The following is a 14860-nucleotide window of genomic DNA, read 5'->3' as shown; positions in this document are numbered from 1 at the left end:
GCACTTAGTTCAGGAAACTACTTGCACGGTGTTCAAGTGTGGGCGTAGGCTCCCACTTGAACACCGTGCAAGTGATGCGCGGTGCACCCCGTCGACGCCGCGGAGCGGCCGAAGGAGAGCAACGTCATGGCGCAGGACAAGCTGGCCCTGTTCATCGAGACGAAGGCCGCCGAGCTGGGCGTCCCGGGGGTGTCCGTCGGGATCTGGAACGGCACGCGGGAGATCTTCGCCTCCCACGGCGTCACGAGCGTCGACGCCCCGGTGCCCGTCCGGGAGGACACCCCCTTCCTGGTGGGCTCCGTCTCCAAGTCGTTCACCGCGACCGCCCTGATGCGGCTCGTCGCCGACGGACACGTCGAACTGGACGCCCCCGTACGGCGGTACGTCCCCGAGCTCGTGCTCGCCGACGAGCGGACCGCCGCGGAGATCACCGTGCTCCAGCTGCTCAACCACACCGCCGGACTCGACTGGCGGTTCGGCGCCGAGACCGGTGAGGGCGACGACGCCCTGGCCGCCTATGTGGCGCGGCTCGCGGAGTCGGAGCTGATCGGCCCGCCCGGCGCCCGGTCCTCGTACAGCCAGACCGGGTACAACCTGGTCGGCCGGATCATCGAGAACGTCACCCGCCTGCCCTTCGAACAGGCCGTCTCCCGGCTCCTGTTCGAGCCGCTGGGCATGCGGCGCACCACGTACTCGCTCGACGAGGCCCTCGCCCTCGGCTCCTCCGCCTCCCACCACCGCGAGGAGGACGGCACCCTGGCGGCGCTCGCGCCGTGGAAGGAGAGCCGCGCCAACAACCCCGGCGGCGGGGCCCTGTCCTCGATGGACGACCTGCTGCGCTGGGCCCGCTTCCACCTCTGGCTCGGCCGCTCCGACTCCGGCGCCCGCGTCATGCCCCCGCAGGCCGTGCACCGGATGCAGCAGCCGACGGTCCGGCTGCGGGGCACCTCGCTCGGCGACGCCATGGGCATCGGCTGGTTCCTGCGGGACACCGACGGCGTCCGCGTCGTCGAGCACGGCGGCTCGGCCAGCGGCCAGTTCGCCGAGCTGGTCCTCGTCCCCGAGCGCGACTTCGCCGTCGTCGTGGCCTCCAACGAAGGCCCGGACAGCGGCCTCGCGCTCAACCGGGCCGTCGTGCGCTGGGCGCTGGAGCACTACCTCGGCGTCATCGAGCGCGACCCGGAGCCGCTGCCCCACGACCCGGCGCGCGCCGACGAGCTCGTCGGGGAGTACGCGAACGAGGTGATGACGGTCAGCATCGCCGCCGAGGCCTCCGGGCTGACCATCGCCTGCGCGATCAAGCCCGCACTCCGCGCGGCCTCCGACGAGGAGATGCCCGCCGACCTCCCGGCGGCCGGTCTCGGCCTGCTGCCCGGCGACGGCGACGAGTACATCGTCACCGGCGGCGGCCTCCAGGGCCAGCGCGGCTTCTTCACCCGCGACGACAGCGGGACGATCACCGGGGCCGACCTCGCGGGCCGCCTCTTCACCCGGGTCGCGGCGCCCGCCGCGTGACGGACCGGGGCGGAGACGCCGAGGCGCGGCCAGGATGCGGAAGTGCCAGTTCACCGGGATGCTGAGTGCGTCGGCTTTTCGTGAGGAGGACACTCCATGTCCATGCTCGACAAGCTCAAGGGCATGATCAAGGGCCATGAGGACGTCGCACGTCAGGGCGTCGAGAAGGCGGGCGACGCCGTCGACGCCAAGACGGGCGGCAAGTACAGGAGCCAGGTGGACACGGCCCAGCAGAAGATCCACGAGCAGCTGGGCACGCAGGAGCAGCAGCCGCCACAGCAGCCGCCGCCCACCAGGGAGTAGCCCTCTTGCCATACGCCGGAACGGCGGAAATCCGACGAGCCTCGGGGTGGGAACCCCGGGGCTCGTCGTGTTGCGGAAGAAGCGTTTCTCGGTCGGTGGGTGAGCGGGTCGGCCGGTGGATCGGATCGGTCAGCGCGGCGCCGTGTCGTCCGCCGGAAAGGCCGGGCCGTGGCCCGGGACGATCACGTCGGCTGCGCCGAGGACACGGAGCCGGGAGTCCCGCAGGACCGTGTGGTCCGGGGCGACCGGGTCGTCCACCGGGCCGTTCGGCCGCCACCAGAGGTCGCCCACGAAGGCGACGACCTCGGTCTCGGTGCCCGCGAGGAGCGTGATGTCCTCGCGGCTGTGGCCGGGGGTGCGGATCAGGCGGAGCGACGGGGTGAGTTCGTACCCCTCGGCGTCCCGGTCGGTCCACTGGTCGTTCTCGTAGATCGCCTTGTGGTCGTGGACGCGCGCCCGGCCGAAGAGGCCGACGTTCATGGTGTTGTCGGGGTGGTGGTGGCTGAGGACGACGTCGGTGACGTCGTCGGGTCCGAGGCCCAGTTCGGCCAGCGGGCCGAGGATCCGGTCGCGGCCGGCGACCATGCCGGGGTCGACGATCACGTGCCGGTCGCCGTCGTGGACGTACGAGACGGTGGCGGCGACCCCGGGGCCGGTGGAGAGGGTGTAGCCGGTGGTCAGGACGGTGTAGCGGGCGGTGCGGCCGAGGGGCGCGTCGTCGTTGGTGTTCATGGCCCCAAGTCTTCGCGTCCGGCGGGCCCTTCACGAGTGGCCGTGCTGCCAGCGATCGCGTGAATCGTGCCAGGTGTGTCCGGGGCCGCGTGGCAGACTCCTTCCGTGCCGCCCTTCGTCACCGTCGCCGCCTACGCCCCGTCCGGCGTCGGCATGCTCGGCGCCGGCATCGTCTCCGAGGTCTTCGACGCCCGCGGACAGGGCCTGCCGCTCTTCGACTTCGCCCTCTGCACCGACCGGCCGGGCCGGGTCCGCACCGATGTCGGCCTGCCGCTCGTCGTCGAGCACGGCCTGGACCGGCTGGCCTCGGCCGACCTCGTCATCGCCCTGCCCTGGGCCGACTTCCGTACGCCCCCGGCCCCCGCGGTGCTCGACGCGCTGACCGCAGCCCACGCGCGCGGAGCGCTCGTCGCGGCCCACTGCGTCGGCGCTTTCGCGCTCGCCGCGGCCGGGCTCCTCGACGGGCGGCGGGCCACCACGCACTGGCGGTTCGCCGGGCTCCTGGCCGAGCGCCACCCGGCCGTCACCGTCGACCCCGCCGCCCTGTACGTCGACGAGGGCAGCGTCGCCACGGGCGCGGGCGCCGCCGCCGGCTTCGACCTGTGCCTGCACCTCCTGCGCCGCGAGTACGGCGCCGCCACGGCCAACGCCATCGCCCGGGACCTGGTGCTCCCGTCCCACCGGGACGGCGGGCAGGCCCAGTACCTGGCCACCCCCGTACCCGAGGACAGCCAGGACGAGCGGCTCTCCGGGGTCCTCGACTGGGCCCGCGAGCACCTCCACGAGCCGCTGCCCGTGGCCGAGCTGGCCCGCCGGGCCCTGATGAGCCGGCGCTCCTTCGCCCGCCGCTTCGCCGCCTCCACGGGCACCACCCCGCACGCCTGGCTGCTCGGGCTGCGTCTGAGCCGCGCCGAGGAGCTCCTGGAGACCACGGACCTGCCGGTCGAGGAGATCGCCCGCGCGGTCGGCTTCGGCAGCGCGGCGGTGCTCCGCGCCCAGTTCGTCCGCCGCCGCGGCGTCCCGCCCCGCTCCTACCGACGCGCCTTCGCCCGCACCGTCGTCTGACGGGCGGGCGGAGGAGGCGGGGCACGGGCGGGGCGTTACGTGCGGGCCGGGTGGTTGGTTCGGGCCGGGTGGTTGGTTCGGGCGGGGCGTTTCGTACGGGCCGGGCGTTCCGTACGTCCTGACGGGCTCACAGCGCGAGGAGTACCAGCGCCAGCGCCGAGCCGAGGGTGGCGAGGACGAACCGGACGTGGACCAGGGCGCGGAGCCAGCCGGGGAAGGCGGAGTTCGCCGCGCCGATCAGGGCCGGTGCGTCGATCGTACGGACGGCGGGGTCGGCAGAGCGGGCGAAGGCGGCGCGGGTGTAGGCGGTGGCGAAGACCTGGCCGGCGGTGATGAAGCCGACGACGAGCAGGACGAGCGGCTCGACGATCCAGGAGAGCAGTCGGCCCGTGGGGCTCCCGGCGAGGTTCAGAAGGCCGAGCGCGGTGAGGGTCACGGCGATCGAGAGCGCGAAGGCGAACTCCCAGCGCTTCTCGCGGAAGGCGATGCCGTGCCGGGCGAGGACCTCCGGGGCGTGGCCCTGGCGGCGCGCTTCCGCCTCGGCGGCCTCCTGGGCCGCGCCGCCGCGGAACCAGACGGTGACGGGGATGGCGAAGAAGGGGGCGGCGAGCAGGAGCTGGAGGATGGCGACGAGGGTCACTTCGGTGTCCTTGCGGAGGCGGCGGGGCGGGCGGGGCGGGCAGACAGGCAGGGCGGACGCGCGGGGCTGGCGGGGCGCGAGGGGCGGTTCGTTCGCGGGCCGTCAGACCAGGGCCGCGAAGGTCAGGGCCAGGGCGGAGCCGGCGAAGACCACGGTGTGGCGGACGTTCTGGAGGACGCGGGTCCAGGCGGGGAAGGCGCCCTCGGCGGCCGTGAGGAAGGCGGGGACGTCGACCCGCAGGAGCTCCGGGTCGCCCTTGCGCCTGAACGCGGCCCGGACGGAGGACACCGCGCCGAGCTGGCTCTGCAGGATCGCGATGTTGGCGAGGAAGGCGATCGAGGAGAAGACCCAGGTCAGGGTGGTGCCCCAGGGGCTGCCTGCGAGGTTGAGGACGGCGGCGGCGAGCGAGCCGGCGGCGAAGGCGCCGGGCGCCCACCACTCGTGGCCGCTCGCGTCGAAGCGGAGCCGGTTCTCCTCCAGGACCTCCGGGCGGACGTCCTGGCGGCGCAGCTCGGCGACGGCGGCGGCCTTGGCGACGGCGCCGAAGCGGTGGCGGAGGACCGGGATGCTGACGAAGGCGGCGGCGACGAGGATCTGGGCGGCGGCGGCGAGGACGGTGAGGGTGTTCACGGAAGGTCTCCCTGGTGACTTGCACTTAGTTCAAGTGGCGATGTCGAGAACTGTAGAGCCCACTTGAACTATGTGCAAGTGGGCTCTTGAACTTTGTGCAATCCCGAGGGCCGTGACCTATCGTGAGGCCATGCCCCGCTCCACGCTCACCCGCGAACAGATCGTCAGGACCGCCGTCGAGCTCCTCGACACGGACGGCCTCGAAGGTCTCAACATGCGCAGCCTCGGCCAGCGCCTGAACTCCGCCGCCACCGCCGTCTACTGGCACGTCAAGAACAAGGACGTCCTCCTCACGCTCGCCGGCGACCAGGTCTGGGACGAGGTCCGGCTGCCCGACCTCGACACCGTCGACTGGCGCACGGCCGCCGTCGCCATGGCCGAGGACCTGTACGCGATGTTCGCCCGCCACCCCTGGCTCGTGCAGGCCTTCGCGACCCACCTCTTCCACGGGGAGGGCAAGGCCCGCCACGACGACCACAACCTCGCGGTCTACGAGGCCGCCGGCTTCGTCGGACCCGCCGCCGACCGGGCGGCCGCCGCCGTCTTCACGTACGTCCTCGGCAACGCCGCCCCCGCCGCCGCCACGGCCTCGCTGACCCGCCGCATCGAGCGCGAGGGCGGCGACCCCGAGGAGGTGTTCGCCGCCACCATGAAGGAGGCCGCCGAGATCGCCGGCCGGTTCCCCCGGCTGCGGAGCCGTATCGACGCCCTGGACTCCGCCGACTACGCCGAAGCCCCCGACGACACCTTCGCGTTCGGCCTCGCCGCGCTGCTCGACGGGCTGGAGCGCCACCTGGGTCCGCAGGGGTAGCCGACGCACCGCGCCGCGGGGGAACGAAGGCGTCCGTCCCCCGAACGGACGCGCCCGGTTGCCGACGATCAGAGGCCGTTCGAGCCTGAACTGATCGTTCCACACGCCGGGAGGGCCCCTTGAGCAGTATCGACACCCCAGCCGACGTCCCCAGGCCGCGGGCGGCGACACGGCCCGCGCCCACCACCCTCACGTGGGTCACCCTCGCCCTGATGACCACCGCGTCGGTGGCGAGTCTGCGGGCCGCGCCGACCATGGCCGTGTACGGGCTGGCCTGCGTCTTCCTCTATCTCGTCCCGGCGATCGTGTTCCTGCTGCCGACCGCCCTGGTCTCGGCGGAGCTCGCCTCCGGCTGGAACGGCGGCGTGTACCGCTGGGTCTCGGAAGGGCTGTCGAAGCCGCTCGGATTCCTCGCCGTGTGGTGCCAGTTCGCGATGACGATCTTCTACTATCCGAGCCTGCTCGGGTTCGTCGCCTCCACCATCGCGTACATCATCGATCCGGCCCTCGCCTCCAGCGGCCCGTACACCGCGATCGTCATCGTGGTCCTCTACTGGACCGGCGTGTGGGTCTCCTCGCGCGGTACGAAGGCACTGGCCGGCCTGGCCAGCTGGGGCCTGATCATCGGCACCCTCATCCCCGGCACCCTGCTCGTCGTCCTCGGCATGGTCTTCCTCGGCCAGGGCAACCCCTCGGCCGCCCCGATGACCGCCTCGCACCTGCTCCCCCAGTGGACCGGGCTGGCGAGCCTCGTGCTGATCGTCAACAACTTCCTGTCGTACTCCGGCATGGAGATGAACGCGGTGCACGTCTCCTCGCTGAAGGACCCGGCGAAGGAGTACCCGAAGTCGATGTTCCTGGCGATGGGCCTGGTGCTGCTGATCTTCATCCTGCCCGCGCTGGCCATCAGCTGGGTCGTCCCCGCCGACCAGCTCAGTCTCACGGCCGGCGTGATGCAGGCGTTCGACGCCTTCTTCTCCTACTTCGGCATCGGCTGGCTCACCCCGATCGCCGCCGTCGCACTGATCTCGGCCTCCCTCGGCGGCATGCTGACCTGGCTGGCCGGACCGTCCAAGGGCCTCCTTGAGATCTCCCGCCAGGAGGGCTACCTGCCGCCGTTCCTGCAGAAGCTGAACAAGTTCGGCATCCAGCAGAACATCCTGGTCACCCAGGGCGTCGTGACCACGATCATCGCCCTGGGGTACGCGCTGATCCCGAACGTCTCCAGCGTCTACTGGATCTTCTCGGTCATCACCACACAGGTGTACCTGATCGTCTACCTGCTGATGTTCGCCGCGGCGATCCGGCTGCGGAAGACCCAGCCCGACCACCCCCGCGGCTACCGGGCACCCGCGCTGGGCGTCCTGTGCGTCGTCGGCCTGCTCGCCTCGCTCGCCGCGCTGTGCATCGGCTTCGTCCCCAGCTCCCAGTTCGGCAGCGGCAGCGTCTGGTCGTACGTCGCCATCGTCGGCGGCGGCCTGGTCATCCTGGGCTTCATCATCCCGTGGGCCTTCCTGAAGTTCCGTAAGCCGAGCTGGCGCACCGCCGACGCCGCTCCGAGCGAGGGAGACCGGTCATGAGCCCCACCCGCTTCGCCTCCGAGCACAAGTGGATCTACTGGGGCGCGATCGTCATCCTCGTCGGCCTCCTCATCACCGGCCTCGTCAAGTACACGGCCGTGAAGCGGAACAACGAGACGCTTTCCAAGGCGAACCAGCTCCAGCAGGAGCTGACGAAGGCGGGCTACCCCTCCCCCGACACCGACACCATCGAGCGGCTCCTCGGCACCGACGGCGGCGCGGTCTGCGAGGACCCGGGCAGCGCCCTGAAGACGGCGCTGTGGAAGATCCAGCAGGCCAACGGGGCCGCCGGCCCCGGGATGCGGCCCGTCATCACCGACACCAAGGCCGTCGAGGTCGAGCGGATCGTCCTCCAGGTCTACTGCCCCGACGAGATCGACGACTTCGAGGACTCCCTGGACGACCTCGACACCGACGACACGGTCCGCCGCTGAGGGGCGGGGCGTGACTCCCCGGCCCCCCGGCGACGACCCCGCCCCCGACCACGACCGGGCACACGGCCCCGACACCCCGGGCCGTGTGCCGGACCACCCGGTCCACGAGCCCGGGCCAGAGCCGGACCGCGTGCCCGAGCCCGGGCCGAGCCGCGTGCCCGACCGTCCGGACCACGAGCCCGGGCCAGAGCCGGACCGCGTGCCCAAGCCCGGGCCGAGCCGCGTGCCCGACCGTCCGGACCACGAGCCCGGGCCAGAGCCGGACAGCGTGCCCGGGCGTCCGGACCACGAGCCCGGGCCCGTGCCCGGCCGCTCGGGCCGGTCTGCTCGCCGGTGCGGCGCTCGTACCGGCCCGGGGTACGACCGGATCCGCGATCATGAGGTCATGACTCTGCCGCGCTGCGCCGTACTCGACGACTACCAGGGTGTCGCCCTCTCCTCCGCCGACTGGAGCCCCCTCGCGGGGCGGGTCGAGGTCCGCGCGCTGCGCGAGCACCTCACCGACCGGGACGCGCTCGTCGCGGCCGTCGAGGACTGCGAGATCCTCGTCGTCATGCGCGAGCGGACCCCCGTCGACGCCGCGCTCCTCGACCGGCTCCCCCGGCTCCGGCTGATCGTCACCTCCGGCCTGCGGAACGCCTCCGTCGACGTCGCCGCCGCCCGCGCCCGGGGAATCACCGTCTGCGGCACCGCCAGCAGCTCCGAGCCGCCCACCGAACTGACCTGGGCCCTCCTCCTGGGCCTCGCCCGGCACGTGCGGACCGAGGCGCAGGCGCTGCGCGAGGGCGGGCCGTGGCAGTCCACCGTCGGCGCCGACCTGGCCGGCCGGACCCTGGGCCTCGTCGGCCTCGGCAAGATCGGCGGCCGCGTCGCCCGGATCGGCCTCGCCTTCGGCATGGACGTCCTCGCCTGGAGCCCGAACCTGACCGAGGAGCGGGCCGCCGAGCACGGCGTACGGCGCGCGAAGGACCGGCGGGAGCTGCTCGGGAGCAGCGACTTCGTCTCCCTGCACCTGGTGCTCTCCGACCGCACCCGGGGCCTGATCGGGGAGACCGAACTGCGGGCGATGCGCCCGACCGCGTACCTCGTCAACACCTCGCGTGCGGGGCTGGTCGACGGCGGGGCGCTGCTGCGCGCGCTCCGCGAGGGGTGGATCGCGGGGGCCGGGCTCGACGTCTTCGAGACCGAGCCGCTGCCGTCCGACGACCCCCTGCGGACCCTGCCGAACGTCCTGGCCCTCCCCCACCTGGGATACGTGACGGAGGGCAATTACGCGCGCTACTTCGGGCAGGCGGTCGAGGACATCGAGGCGTACCTGGCGGGCGCCCCGGTGCGCGAACTGGCCTGAGCGGAGGCCGGATCCGGGCCGGGCGAAGCCCCCTCCCCGGTGCCGGGGAGGGCGAAGCCCCGGGCACCGGGGAAGGCGAAGCCCCCGGTGCCGGATGCTCAGGACACCGGGAGCGGGGTCCTCGTCGCGGCCGGGTCGCGGACGGGCTCCGGGGTGAGGAGCCGCTGCGCCAGGGAGCCGAAGGCGACCGCGAAGACCGCCCACAGGACCGCCTGGATCCCGAGGGTGGCCAGCCGGAACTCCCACAGCACGGCCGCCGGGAAGCCGGCCTGCACCGCGTCGCCGTTGCCCGGCAGGAACGCGCAGGCCACCGCGACGGCGACGGCGAAGCCGGCCCCGGCGACGAGGGTCGCGTTCCAGTTCCCGAGGCGCGGGGCGAGCCGGCGGCCGACGACGACCGCGGCGACGCCGAGCAGCACGCTCAGCAGGATCATCAGGAAGAACAGCGTGGTGCGCTTCCCGATGGTGTCCGGGTTGCCGACGGCCGGCGGGGTCGCCGGGTACTTCAGGAACGGCACCAGGTAGACGGTCGTGAAGGCGGCGGCCGCGACGAGCGCGGCGGTCGCCCTCGGCGTGAACCGGCCGACCCGCCCGAGGACGAACGCGAACGCGAGGGAGGCGATGCCGCCGAGCGCGACGCCGTAGACGAGGACGCCGGTGGCCAGGCCGACCGTGGACTGCACGCCCCGGCTGACGAGTTCCTCCTCCTCCGGCTCCGCACCCGCGGCCACCCCGTGACCCGCGTGCTCGGCGGCCGCCGCGGCCTCCTCGACGGCGATCGAGGCGTCGACGGACGGCTCACCGACGACGTACGCGACGGCGAAGGCGAACAGTCCGGCGATCAGTCCCGCGAGCATGCCGCGGACCAGCAGTCCCCTCACGGTGGAGGAAGAGGTACTGGCGTTACTGCTGGTGTTGTTACTGCTGCTGTTGCTGTTGCTGTCCATGTGCGTGAGCTCCTCCGCCGCGATCAGTGGCAGGGGAAGCCGAGCAGATGACGGCCGTCGTGGACCCACTCGTGGACGTCGCTCCCCGCGAAGACGGAGAGGGCGCCCTGCTCGGCGCCGACGAAGTAGAGCGCGACCAGCGCCAGGAGCCCGGCGAACAGGGCCCAGGGCAGCACGGTGCGGACCGGCAGGGAAACCGGCGGCACGACAGGGATGGCGGGGGTGACGGACGGGGCGACGGCCTCGGCCATGGCGGTACCTCCTCGGGAACTCGCGTCCCAGTACGGTGGTGCGCGACGACGGTCGTCGGGTCTGACTCGCCGTGTCCCGGGGGTGCCGGGCCGGCTCACAGTGGCGCGACCGTGCCGGATTTGCACCGGACTTCCGTGTCGCCGTCGTCGGTCTCTGGAATTGTCGCCGTGACCGTACCGCGCCCGCCGGACCGCGCCAAGGGCGTACGGGCGGACGACCGACCACTGAGGGATGTATCACCCGTGAACACGCCCCCGTCCGCATCTTCGCCTCCGCCCGCGCATCCGCCCGCCTCCCCGCCCGCCTCCCCGCCCGCCTCCCCGCCCGCCTCCCCGCCCGAGCGGACCGTACGGCTCGTCCTCGTCGCCCCGGCGATGAGCGCGGCCCAGCGGGAGGCCCGCTTCGACGACGGCTCCGCCCTGGAGCCGGCGCGTGCCGAGCGGGTGTGCCTCGGGCGCTCGGTCCGGGTGCTCGCCTCGCCGTCCCCGCGCTGCCGGGCCACGGCCGAACTCCTCGGCCTGACGGGGGCCGAGGAGGTGGCGGCGCTCGCCGGGTGCGCGATGGGCCGGTGGCGGGGCCGGAGCCTGGACGAACTCGCGGCCGGGGAGCCGGAGTCGGTGGCGGCCTGGCTCTCGGACCCGGACGCGGCCCCGCACGGCGGCGAGTCCCTCCGGGCGCTGCGCGCCCGGGTCGCCGACTGGCTGGGGACGCTGGAGCCGGGCACGGTGTGGGCCGTCGCCGAGCCCGACGTGATCCGCGCGGCGGTCGCACACGCCCTCGGCGCGCCGGAGGCCGCCTTCTGGCGCCTGGACGTGCGCCCCCTGTCGTCGGTCGAGCTCACGGGCCGCGCGAGCCGCTGGAACGTCGGCATCGGCGCCGTACGGAGCTGAGGCGGCGGTCGGCGCTGCTGGTGTCGGCTCGGTACGGAGCCGGAGGCGGCGCTCAGCCGAGGCCGTACGGGGCGGAAGGCGGCCGGTCAGCGCTTGCCGGCGTCGGTTCGGTGCGGAGCGGAGGCGGCGGTCGGCCGGGCCCGGCTCGGCTCCGTACGGGGCCGAAGTGCCGGTCAGCCGAGGCTGGTGCGGGCGAGTTCCAGGAACTCCGCCTCTGTCAGACCCAGTTCGCGGGCCTCCGCCGCCGCCTCGCGCAGCCGGGAGACCAGCCGGGCGCGGTCGGGGGCGGCGACGCCGGGGACGATGACGGCGCCGCGGCCCCGGCGGAGTTCGATGAGGCCCTCCTCGCGGAGCCGCTGGTAGCCGCGGAGGACGGTGTGGACGTTGACGCCCAGGGAGTCGGCGAGCTCCCGGGCGGCCGGGAGGCGTTCGCCCGGCTCGGCGGAGCCGTCGGCGAGCGCCCCGCGGACGCAGGCGGCGATCTGGTCGCCGAGGGGGACGGAGGAGGCCGGGTCGACGCGGAAGAGCACGGTCAGACCTTCCCATGCCGTTCGGCCAGCGTGTTCAGGAGGGCGGCGGCGGTGCGCGCGTCGGGCACGGTCACCGCGAACTCGCGGCCGCCGTCCCGCCGCACGACGAGGGCCTCGCCGGAGTTCAGCACCACGCCGGTGCGGTGGGCCCGGACCCGGTAGCCCCAGCCGCCGAAGTCCGCGACGGCGTCGATCTCGCGGACGTCCGCGCCCTCGACGCCGTCGAGCGGGACCCGGACGCGGGGGCGGGCGACGAGGGCGGACCGGACGGTGAGGCCGTGCCGGTCGACGGTGACCCGGACCCGGGCGAGAGCGAGCCCCGGCACGCCGACGGCGAGGCCGAGCAGGCCGATCAGGGCGTCGGGCCAGGTGGCGACGGTGAGGGTGACGGGTGCGGCGGCGAGGGCGAGCACCGAGAGGACGGTCAGCGTCCGGGAGCCGGTGTCCTTGGACCAGCGGGCGGCCTCGCCGGAGGCGAGGGGGAGCCGGGGGCGGTCGGATGCCGCGCCGTCCGCCGCCGAGCCGTCCGCCGCCTGGCCGTCCGCCGGGCCGGGGGCCGGCGGCTCCTCGGGGACGAGCGAAGCGAGGGCCCAGCCGACGGCGCCGGCCACGACGGCGACCGCCAGGGCCACCCCGAGGTCCATGCCGGGGGAGAAGAGCACCACCTCGAACTCGTCGACGCGGTTGGCGCGGAGGAGCTGGGCGAGCAGGCCGCCGGCGAAGCCCGCGGTGGCCCAGGCCGCCCACAGGTACCGGCGCCGTACGAACGCGGTCCAGCCGGCCGCCAGGACGAGGAACAGGGCCGTGCTGACGAGGACGTAGCCGGTCCGGCCGGTCCAGTCGTCGGCCTCTCCCGAGACGGAGAAGTGGGTGGCGAGTTCGGCGGGCAGCTCGTCGCGCCAGCGGGCGAAGAGCAGCAGGTGGACGGCGAGGGCGAGGACGAAGGGGAGCGCGGCGAGCGCGCGGAGACGGGTCACGGCACGGTTCATGAAAACCTCCATTGTTTGCACTCTAGTAGAACAACAGGAACTACGGGAGGGATCTCGGCGAACCGGCGGCCGCTCGCCGAGCCCGGCCCCGGGCACGTCGACGCGGCGGCGGTGCCCCGGCGCGGGCGACACGGGCGGCGCGGAACAAGTAGGCACGGCCCGCTCCCTGTGGGACGGTGGAAACATGCCCGTACCCGTGATCCTCGACTGCGATCCCGGTCACGACGACGCCTTCAACATCCTGCTGGCCGCCGCCCACCCCTCCGTCGACCTGCTCGCGATCACCACCGTCGCGGGCAACCAGACGCTGGAGAAGACCACCCTCAACGCCCGCCGGGTGTGCGAGGCCGCCGGGATCCGGGGCGTGCCGATCGCGGCGGGCGCGGCGGGACCGCTGCACGCCCGGCCGCAGGGCGCGCTCGTCGCCGAGCACATCCACGGCCGCTCGGGGCTGGACGGCCCGAGCTGGGACACCTGGGACACCGGCCGGGGAGCGGGCTTCGGCCACGGTGAGCCGGCCGTCCCGCAGGACCCGCGGGACGCGCTGACGCTCCTCCGGGAGACGCTGACCGGCCACCCCGCGCCCGTCACCCTCGTCCCGACGGGCCCGCTGACGAACATCGCGACGCTGCTCCTCGCGTACCCGCGACTGACGGACCGCATCGAGCGGATCGTGCTGATGGGCGGCTCGGCGGAGCGCGGGAACACCACGCCCGCGGCCGAGTTCAACGTCCTCTGCGACCCGGAGGCGGCGGACATCGTGTTCGGCTGCGGAGTGCCGGTGACGATGTTCGGGCTCAACGCCACCCATCAGGTACGGGCGACCCCCGAGGTCCTCGGACGGCTCACGGCGCTCGGCACCCCGCTGAGCCGGCTCTGCGTGGAGCTGCTCACCTTCTTCGCGTCGACCTACCGCGAGGTGTACGGCTTCGACGCACCGCCGCTGCACGACCCGCTGACCGTGGCGCACCTCATCGACCCGTCGCTGGTCAGCCTGGTGCGGGCGGCGGTGCGGGTGGAGCTGACGGGGACGTGGACGCGCGGCGCGACGGTCGTCGACCTGGACGGGGTGACGGGCCTGCCGCCGAACGCGGAGGTGGGGATGGAGGTCGACGCCGACGGCTTCTGGGACCTGGTCGTGGAGGCGGTCAGGGTCCTGGGCTCGCCCTGACCGCTCGTCCGGCGTGCCTCAGCCGGCGCCGCAGTCGTGGTCGGCCGGGTCCACGACGACCCGGTCCAACAGGCCGCGCAGGACGGCCTGTTCGGCGGCGCTGAGATCCCCGAACAGCTCGCGCTCCGCCGCGCTCACCGCCGAGTCGACCCGCTCCAGGGCCTCGGCGCCGGCGGGCGTGATCTCCACGATGTGCCGCCGCCGGTCGGCGGGGTCGCGGCGCCGCTCGGCCAGTCCTTCGGACTCCAACTCATTGAGGATCGCCACGAGTTGACTCGGGTCGACCTCCATCACGGCGGCCAGTTCCCGCTGACTCATGGCCCCGGGGGCGAGCTGCATCAACGTCATCGCGTTGCGCGGGTGCAGCCCCACGACACCCAGGGCGGCGCGGATGCGCGCACCGGTGAGCTCCCCCCGGAAGGAGAGGAGGAAGCCGAGGCGATCGGTCGGGTGAGCTGCCATGCCGTCCACGGTAACAGCGGCCCTATTGTGGAGCCAGATAAATCGTTGATACCGTTCAACGATTGCTTGCCTCTCATCATTGGAGCTCCCCCATGTTCATCGGCTACGCCGTGGTCGCCGTGCTGCTCGCCTTGGCCCTCTCCGCCTCGGCCTTCCTGACCTTCACCCGGAACCCGCAGGTCACGGGCAACATGACCAAGGTCGGCGTGCCCGAGTCCTGGCTGCCGTGGCTCGGCGCGGCGAAGGCGGCGGGCGCGCTCGGCCTCCTCGCGGGCCTCGCCGTGGCGCCGCTCGGCGTGGCGGCGGCGGTCGGCGTCACGCTCTACTTCGCGGGCGCCGTGATCACCCACGTCCGCGCGAAGGACTACGAGATGGCCCCGGCGGTCGTCCTCACCCTGATATCGGCGGCGGCCCTTTCCCTGCGCCTCGCCTCCGCCTGACGCGGACGGCCCGAATGTGTCCGGGCACGCCGAAGGCCCCGCCCACCGACCCCCGTGCGGTGAGCGAGGCCTTCGGAGACCACGCGGACTTGGGAAGGGACGCTCCGTTCCGGCGAACGGT

General features: G+C 73.6%; 18 protein-coding genes and 1 riboswitch. Of the genes, 10 read left to right on the top strand and 8 right to left on the bottom strand.

What is annotated here, in order from left to right; genetic code table 11:
- The first annotated feature begins 126 nt into the window (after positions 1–126).
- Together ACF08F_RS01990 and ACF08F_RS01985 are read left to right on the top strand one after the other, a co-directional pair.
- Complete coding sequence (locus tag ACF08F_RS01990; protein WP_392296546.1) at positions 127–1515, top strand: serine hydrolase domain-containing protein; 1389 nt, start codon at positions 127–129, stop codon at positions 1513–1515.
- A 96-nt stretch (positions 1516–1611) separates the two neighbouring features.
- Positions 1612–1818: an antitoxin gene (locus ACF08F_RS01985; RefSeq protein WP_392296545.1), complete on the top strand. Its 207-nt coding sequence runs from the start codon at positions 1612–1614 to the stop codon at positions 1816–1818.
- Positions 1819–1947: 129 nt separating this feature from the next.
- On the opposite strand, the gene ACF08F_RS01980 is transcribed toward ACF08F_RS01985, so the two are convergent.
- Positions 1948–2550, bottom strand: a complete 603-nt coding sequence (locus ACF08F_RS01980) for an MBL fold metallo-hydrolase (protein ID WP_392296544.1) — start codon at positions 2548–2550, stop codon at positions 1948–1950.
- Positions 2551–2703: 153 nt separating this feature from the next.
- On the opposite strand from ACF08F_RS01980, the gene ACF08F_RS01975 reads away from it, so the two are divergent.
- Positions 2704–3615 (top strand): helix-turn-helix domain-containing protein, encoded by a 912-nt coding sequence (locus ACF08F_RS01975; RefSeq protein WP_392296805.1) that lies wholly within the window; start codon positions 2704–2706, stop codon positions 3613–3615.
- A 127-nt stretch (positions 3616–3742) separates the two neighbouring features.
- On the opposite strand, the gene ACF08F_RS01970 is transcribed toward ACF08F_RS01975, so the two are convergent.
- A complete protein-coding gene (locus ACF08F_RS01970; protein ID WP_392296543.1) occupies positions 3743–4255 on the bottom strand; it encodes a hypothetical protein in 513 nt (170 codons plus the stop codon).
- Positions 4256–4357: 102 nt separating this feature from the next.
- A complete protein-coding gene (locus ACF08F_RS01965) occupies positions 4358–4885 on the bottom strand; it encodes a hypothetical protein (RefSeq protein ID WP_392296542.1) in 528 nt (175 codons plus the stop codon).
- 130 nt (positions 4886–5015) lie between these two features.
- Between ACF08F_RS01965 and ACF08F_RS01960 the strand changes: the two genes are divergently transcribed.
- The 4 genes from ACF08F_RS01960 to ACF08F_RS01945 all read left to right on the top strand — a co-directional run bounded on the left by ACF08F_RS01960 (position 5016) and on the right by ACF08F_RS01945 (position 9058).
- On the top strand, positions 5016–5696 hold the full coding sequence (locus tag ACF08F_RS01960; protein WP_392296541.1) for a TetR/AcrR family transcriptional regulator: 681 nt from the start codon (positions 5016–5018) through the stop codon (positions 5694–5696).
- 119 nt (positions 5697–5815) lie between these two features.
- On the top strand, positions 5816–7276 hold the full coding sequence (locus ACF08F_RS01955) for an APC family permease (protein WP_392296540.1): 1461 nt from the start codon (positions 5816–5818) through the stop codon (positions 7274–7276).
- Complete coding sequence (locus tag ACF08F_RS01950) at positions 7273–7710, top strand: hypothetical protein (RefSeq protein ID WP_392296539.1); 438 nt, start codon at positions 7273–7275, stop codon at positions 7708–7710. The genes ACF08F_RS01955 and ACF08F_RS01950 overlap by 4 nt, the downstream gene beginning before the upstream one ends.
- 385 nt (positions 7711–8095) lie before the next feature.
- On the top strand, positions 8096–9058 hold the full coding sequence (locus ACF08F_RS01945; protein WP_392296538.1) for a D-2-hydroxyacid dehydrogenase family protein: 963 nt from the start codon (positions 8096–8098) through the stop codon (positions 9056–9058).
- A gap of 98 nt (positions 9059–9156) precedes the next feature.
- On the opposite strand, the gene ACF08F_RS01940 is transcribed toward ACF08F_RS01945, so the two are convergent.
- Together ACF08F_RS01940 and ACF08F_RS01935 are read right to left on the bottom strand one after the other, a co-directional pair.
- On the bottom strand, positions 9157–10005 hold the full coding sequence (locus ACF08F_RS01940; RefSeq protein WP_392296537.1) for a CbtA family protein: 849 nt from the start codon (positions 10003–10005) through the stop codon (positions 9157–9159).
- A gap of 23 nt (positions 10006–10028) precedes the next feature.
- Complete coding sequence (locus ACF08F_RS01935; protein WP_392296536.1) at positions 10029–10256, bottom strand: CbtB-domain containing protein; 228 nt, start codon at positions 10254–10256, stop codon at positions 10029–10031.
- A gap of 59 nt (positions 10257–10315) precedes the next feature.
- Positions 10316–10391: riboswitch (cobalamin riboswitch) on the bottom strand.
- Between the two features lie 108 nt (positions 10392–10499).
- Between ACF08F_RS01935 and ACF08F_RS01930 the strand changes: the two genes are divergently transcribed.
- Positions 10500–11147, top strand: a complete 648-nt coding sequence (locus ACF08F_RS01930; RefSeq protein WP_392296535.1) for a histidine phosphatase family protein — start codon at positions 10500–10502, stop codon at positions 11145–11147.
- 173 nt (positions 11148–11320) lie between these two features.
- On the opposite strand, the gene ACF08F_RS01925 is transcribed toward ACF08F_RS01930, so the two are convergent.
- Positions 11321–11677: a GntR family transcriptional regulator gene (locus tag ACF08F_RS01925; RefSeq protein ID WP_056653345.1), complete on the bottom strand. Its 357-nt coding sequence runs from the start codon at positions 11675–11677 to the stop codon at positions 11321–11323.
- A gap of 2 nt (positions 11678–11679) precedes the next feature.
- Positions 11680–12666: a DUF1648 domain-containing protein gene (locus ACF08F_RS01920; protein ID WP_392296534.1), complete on the bottom strand. Its 987-nt coding sequence runs from the start codon at positions 12664–12666 to the stop codon at positions 11680–11682.
- Positions 12667–12850: 184 nt separating this feature from the next.
- On the opposite strand from ACF08F_RS01920, the gene ACF08F_RS01915 reads away from it, so the two are divergent.
- The gene (locus ACF08F_RS01915; protein WP_392296533.1) at positions 12851–13837 is read left to right on the top strand and encodes a nucleoside hydrolase; all 987 of its coding nucleotides are present in this window, start codon (positions 12851–12853) and stop codon (positions 13835–13837) included.
- Positions 13838–13855: 18 nt separating this feature from the next.
- Here ACF08F_RS01915 and ACF08F_RS01910 read toward each other — a convergent pair whose 3' ends face one another.
- Positions 13856–14299, bottom strand: coding sequence for a MarR family winged helix-turn-helix transcriptional regulator (locus ACF08F_RS01910; protein ID WP_392296532.1), 444 nt, complete (start codon positions 14297–14299; stop codon positions 13856–13858).
- A 92-nt stretch (positions 14300–14391) separates the two neighbouring features.
- Here ACF08F_RS01910 and ACF08F_RS01905 point away from each other — a divergent pair, with 92 nt between their 5' ends.
- Positions 14392–14739: a DoxX family protein gene (locus ACF08F_RS01905; protein ID WP_392296531.1), complete on the top strand. Its 348-nt coding sequence runs from the start codon at positions 14392–14394 to the stop codon at positions 14737–14739.
- Positions 14740–14860 lie beyond the last annotated feature (121 nt).

Origin of the sequence: Streptomyces sp. NPDC015130, assembly GCF_043080005.1 — a bacterium.
Classification (GTDB): domain Bacteria; phylum Actinomycetota; class Actinomycetes; order Streptomycetales; family Streptomycetaceae; genus Streptomyces.
The sequence above is the reverse complement of the archived record's forward strand: the minus strand, read 5'-3'. Positions and strand labels throughout refer to the sequence as shown.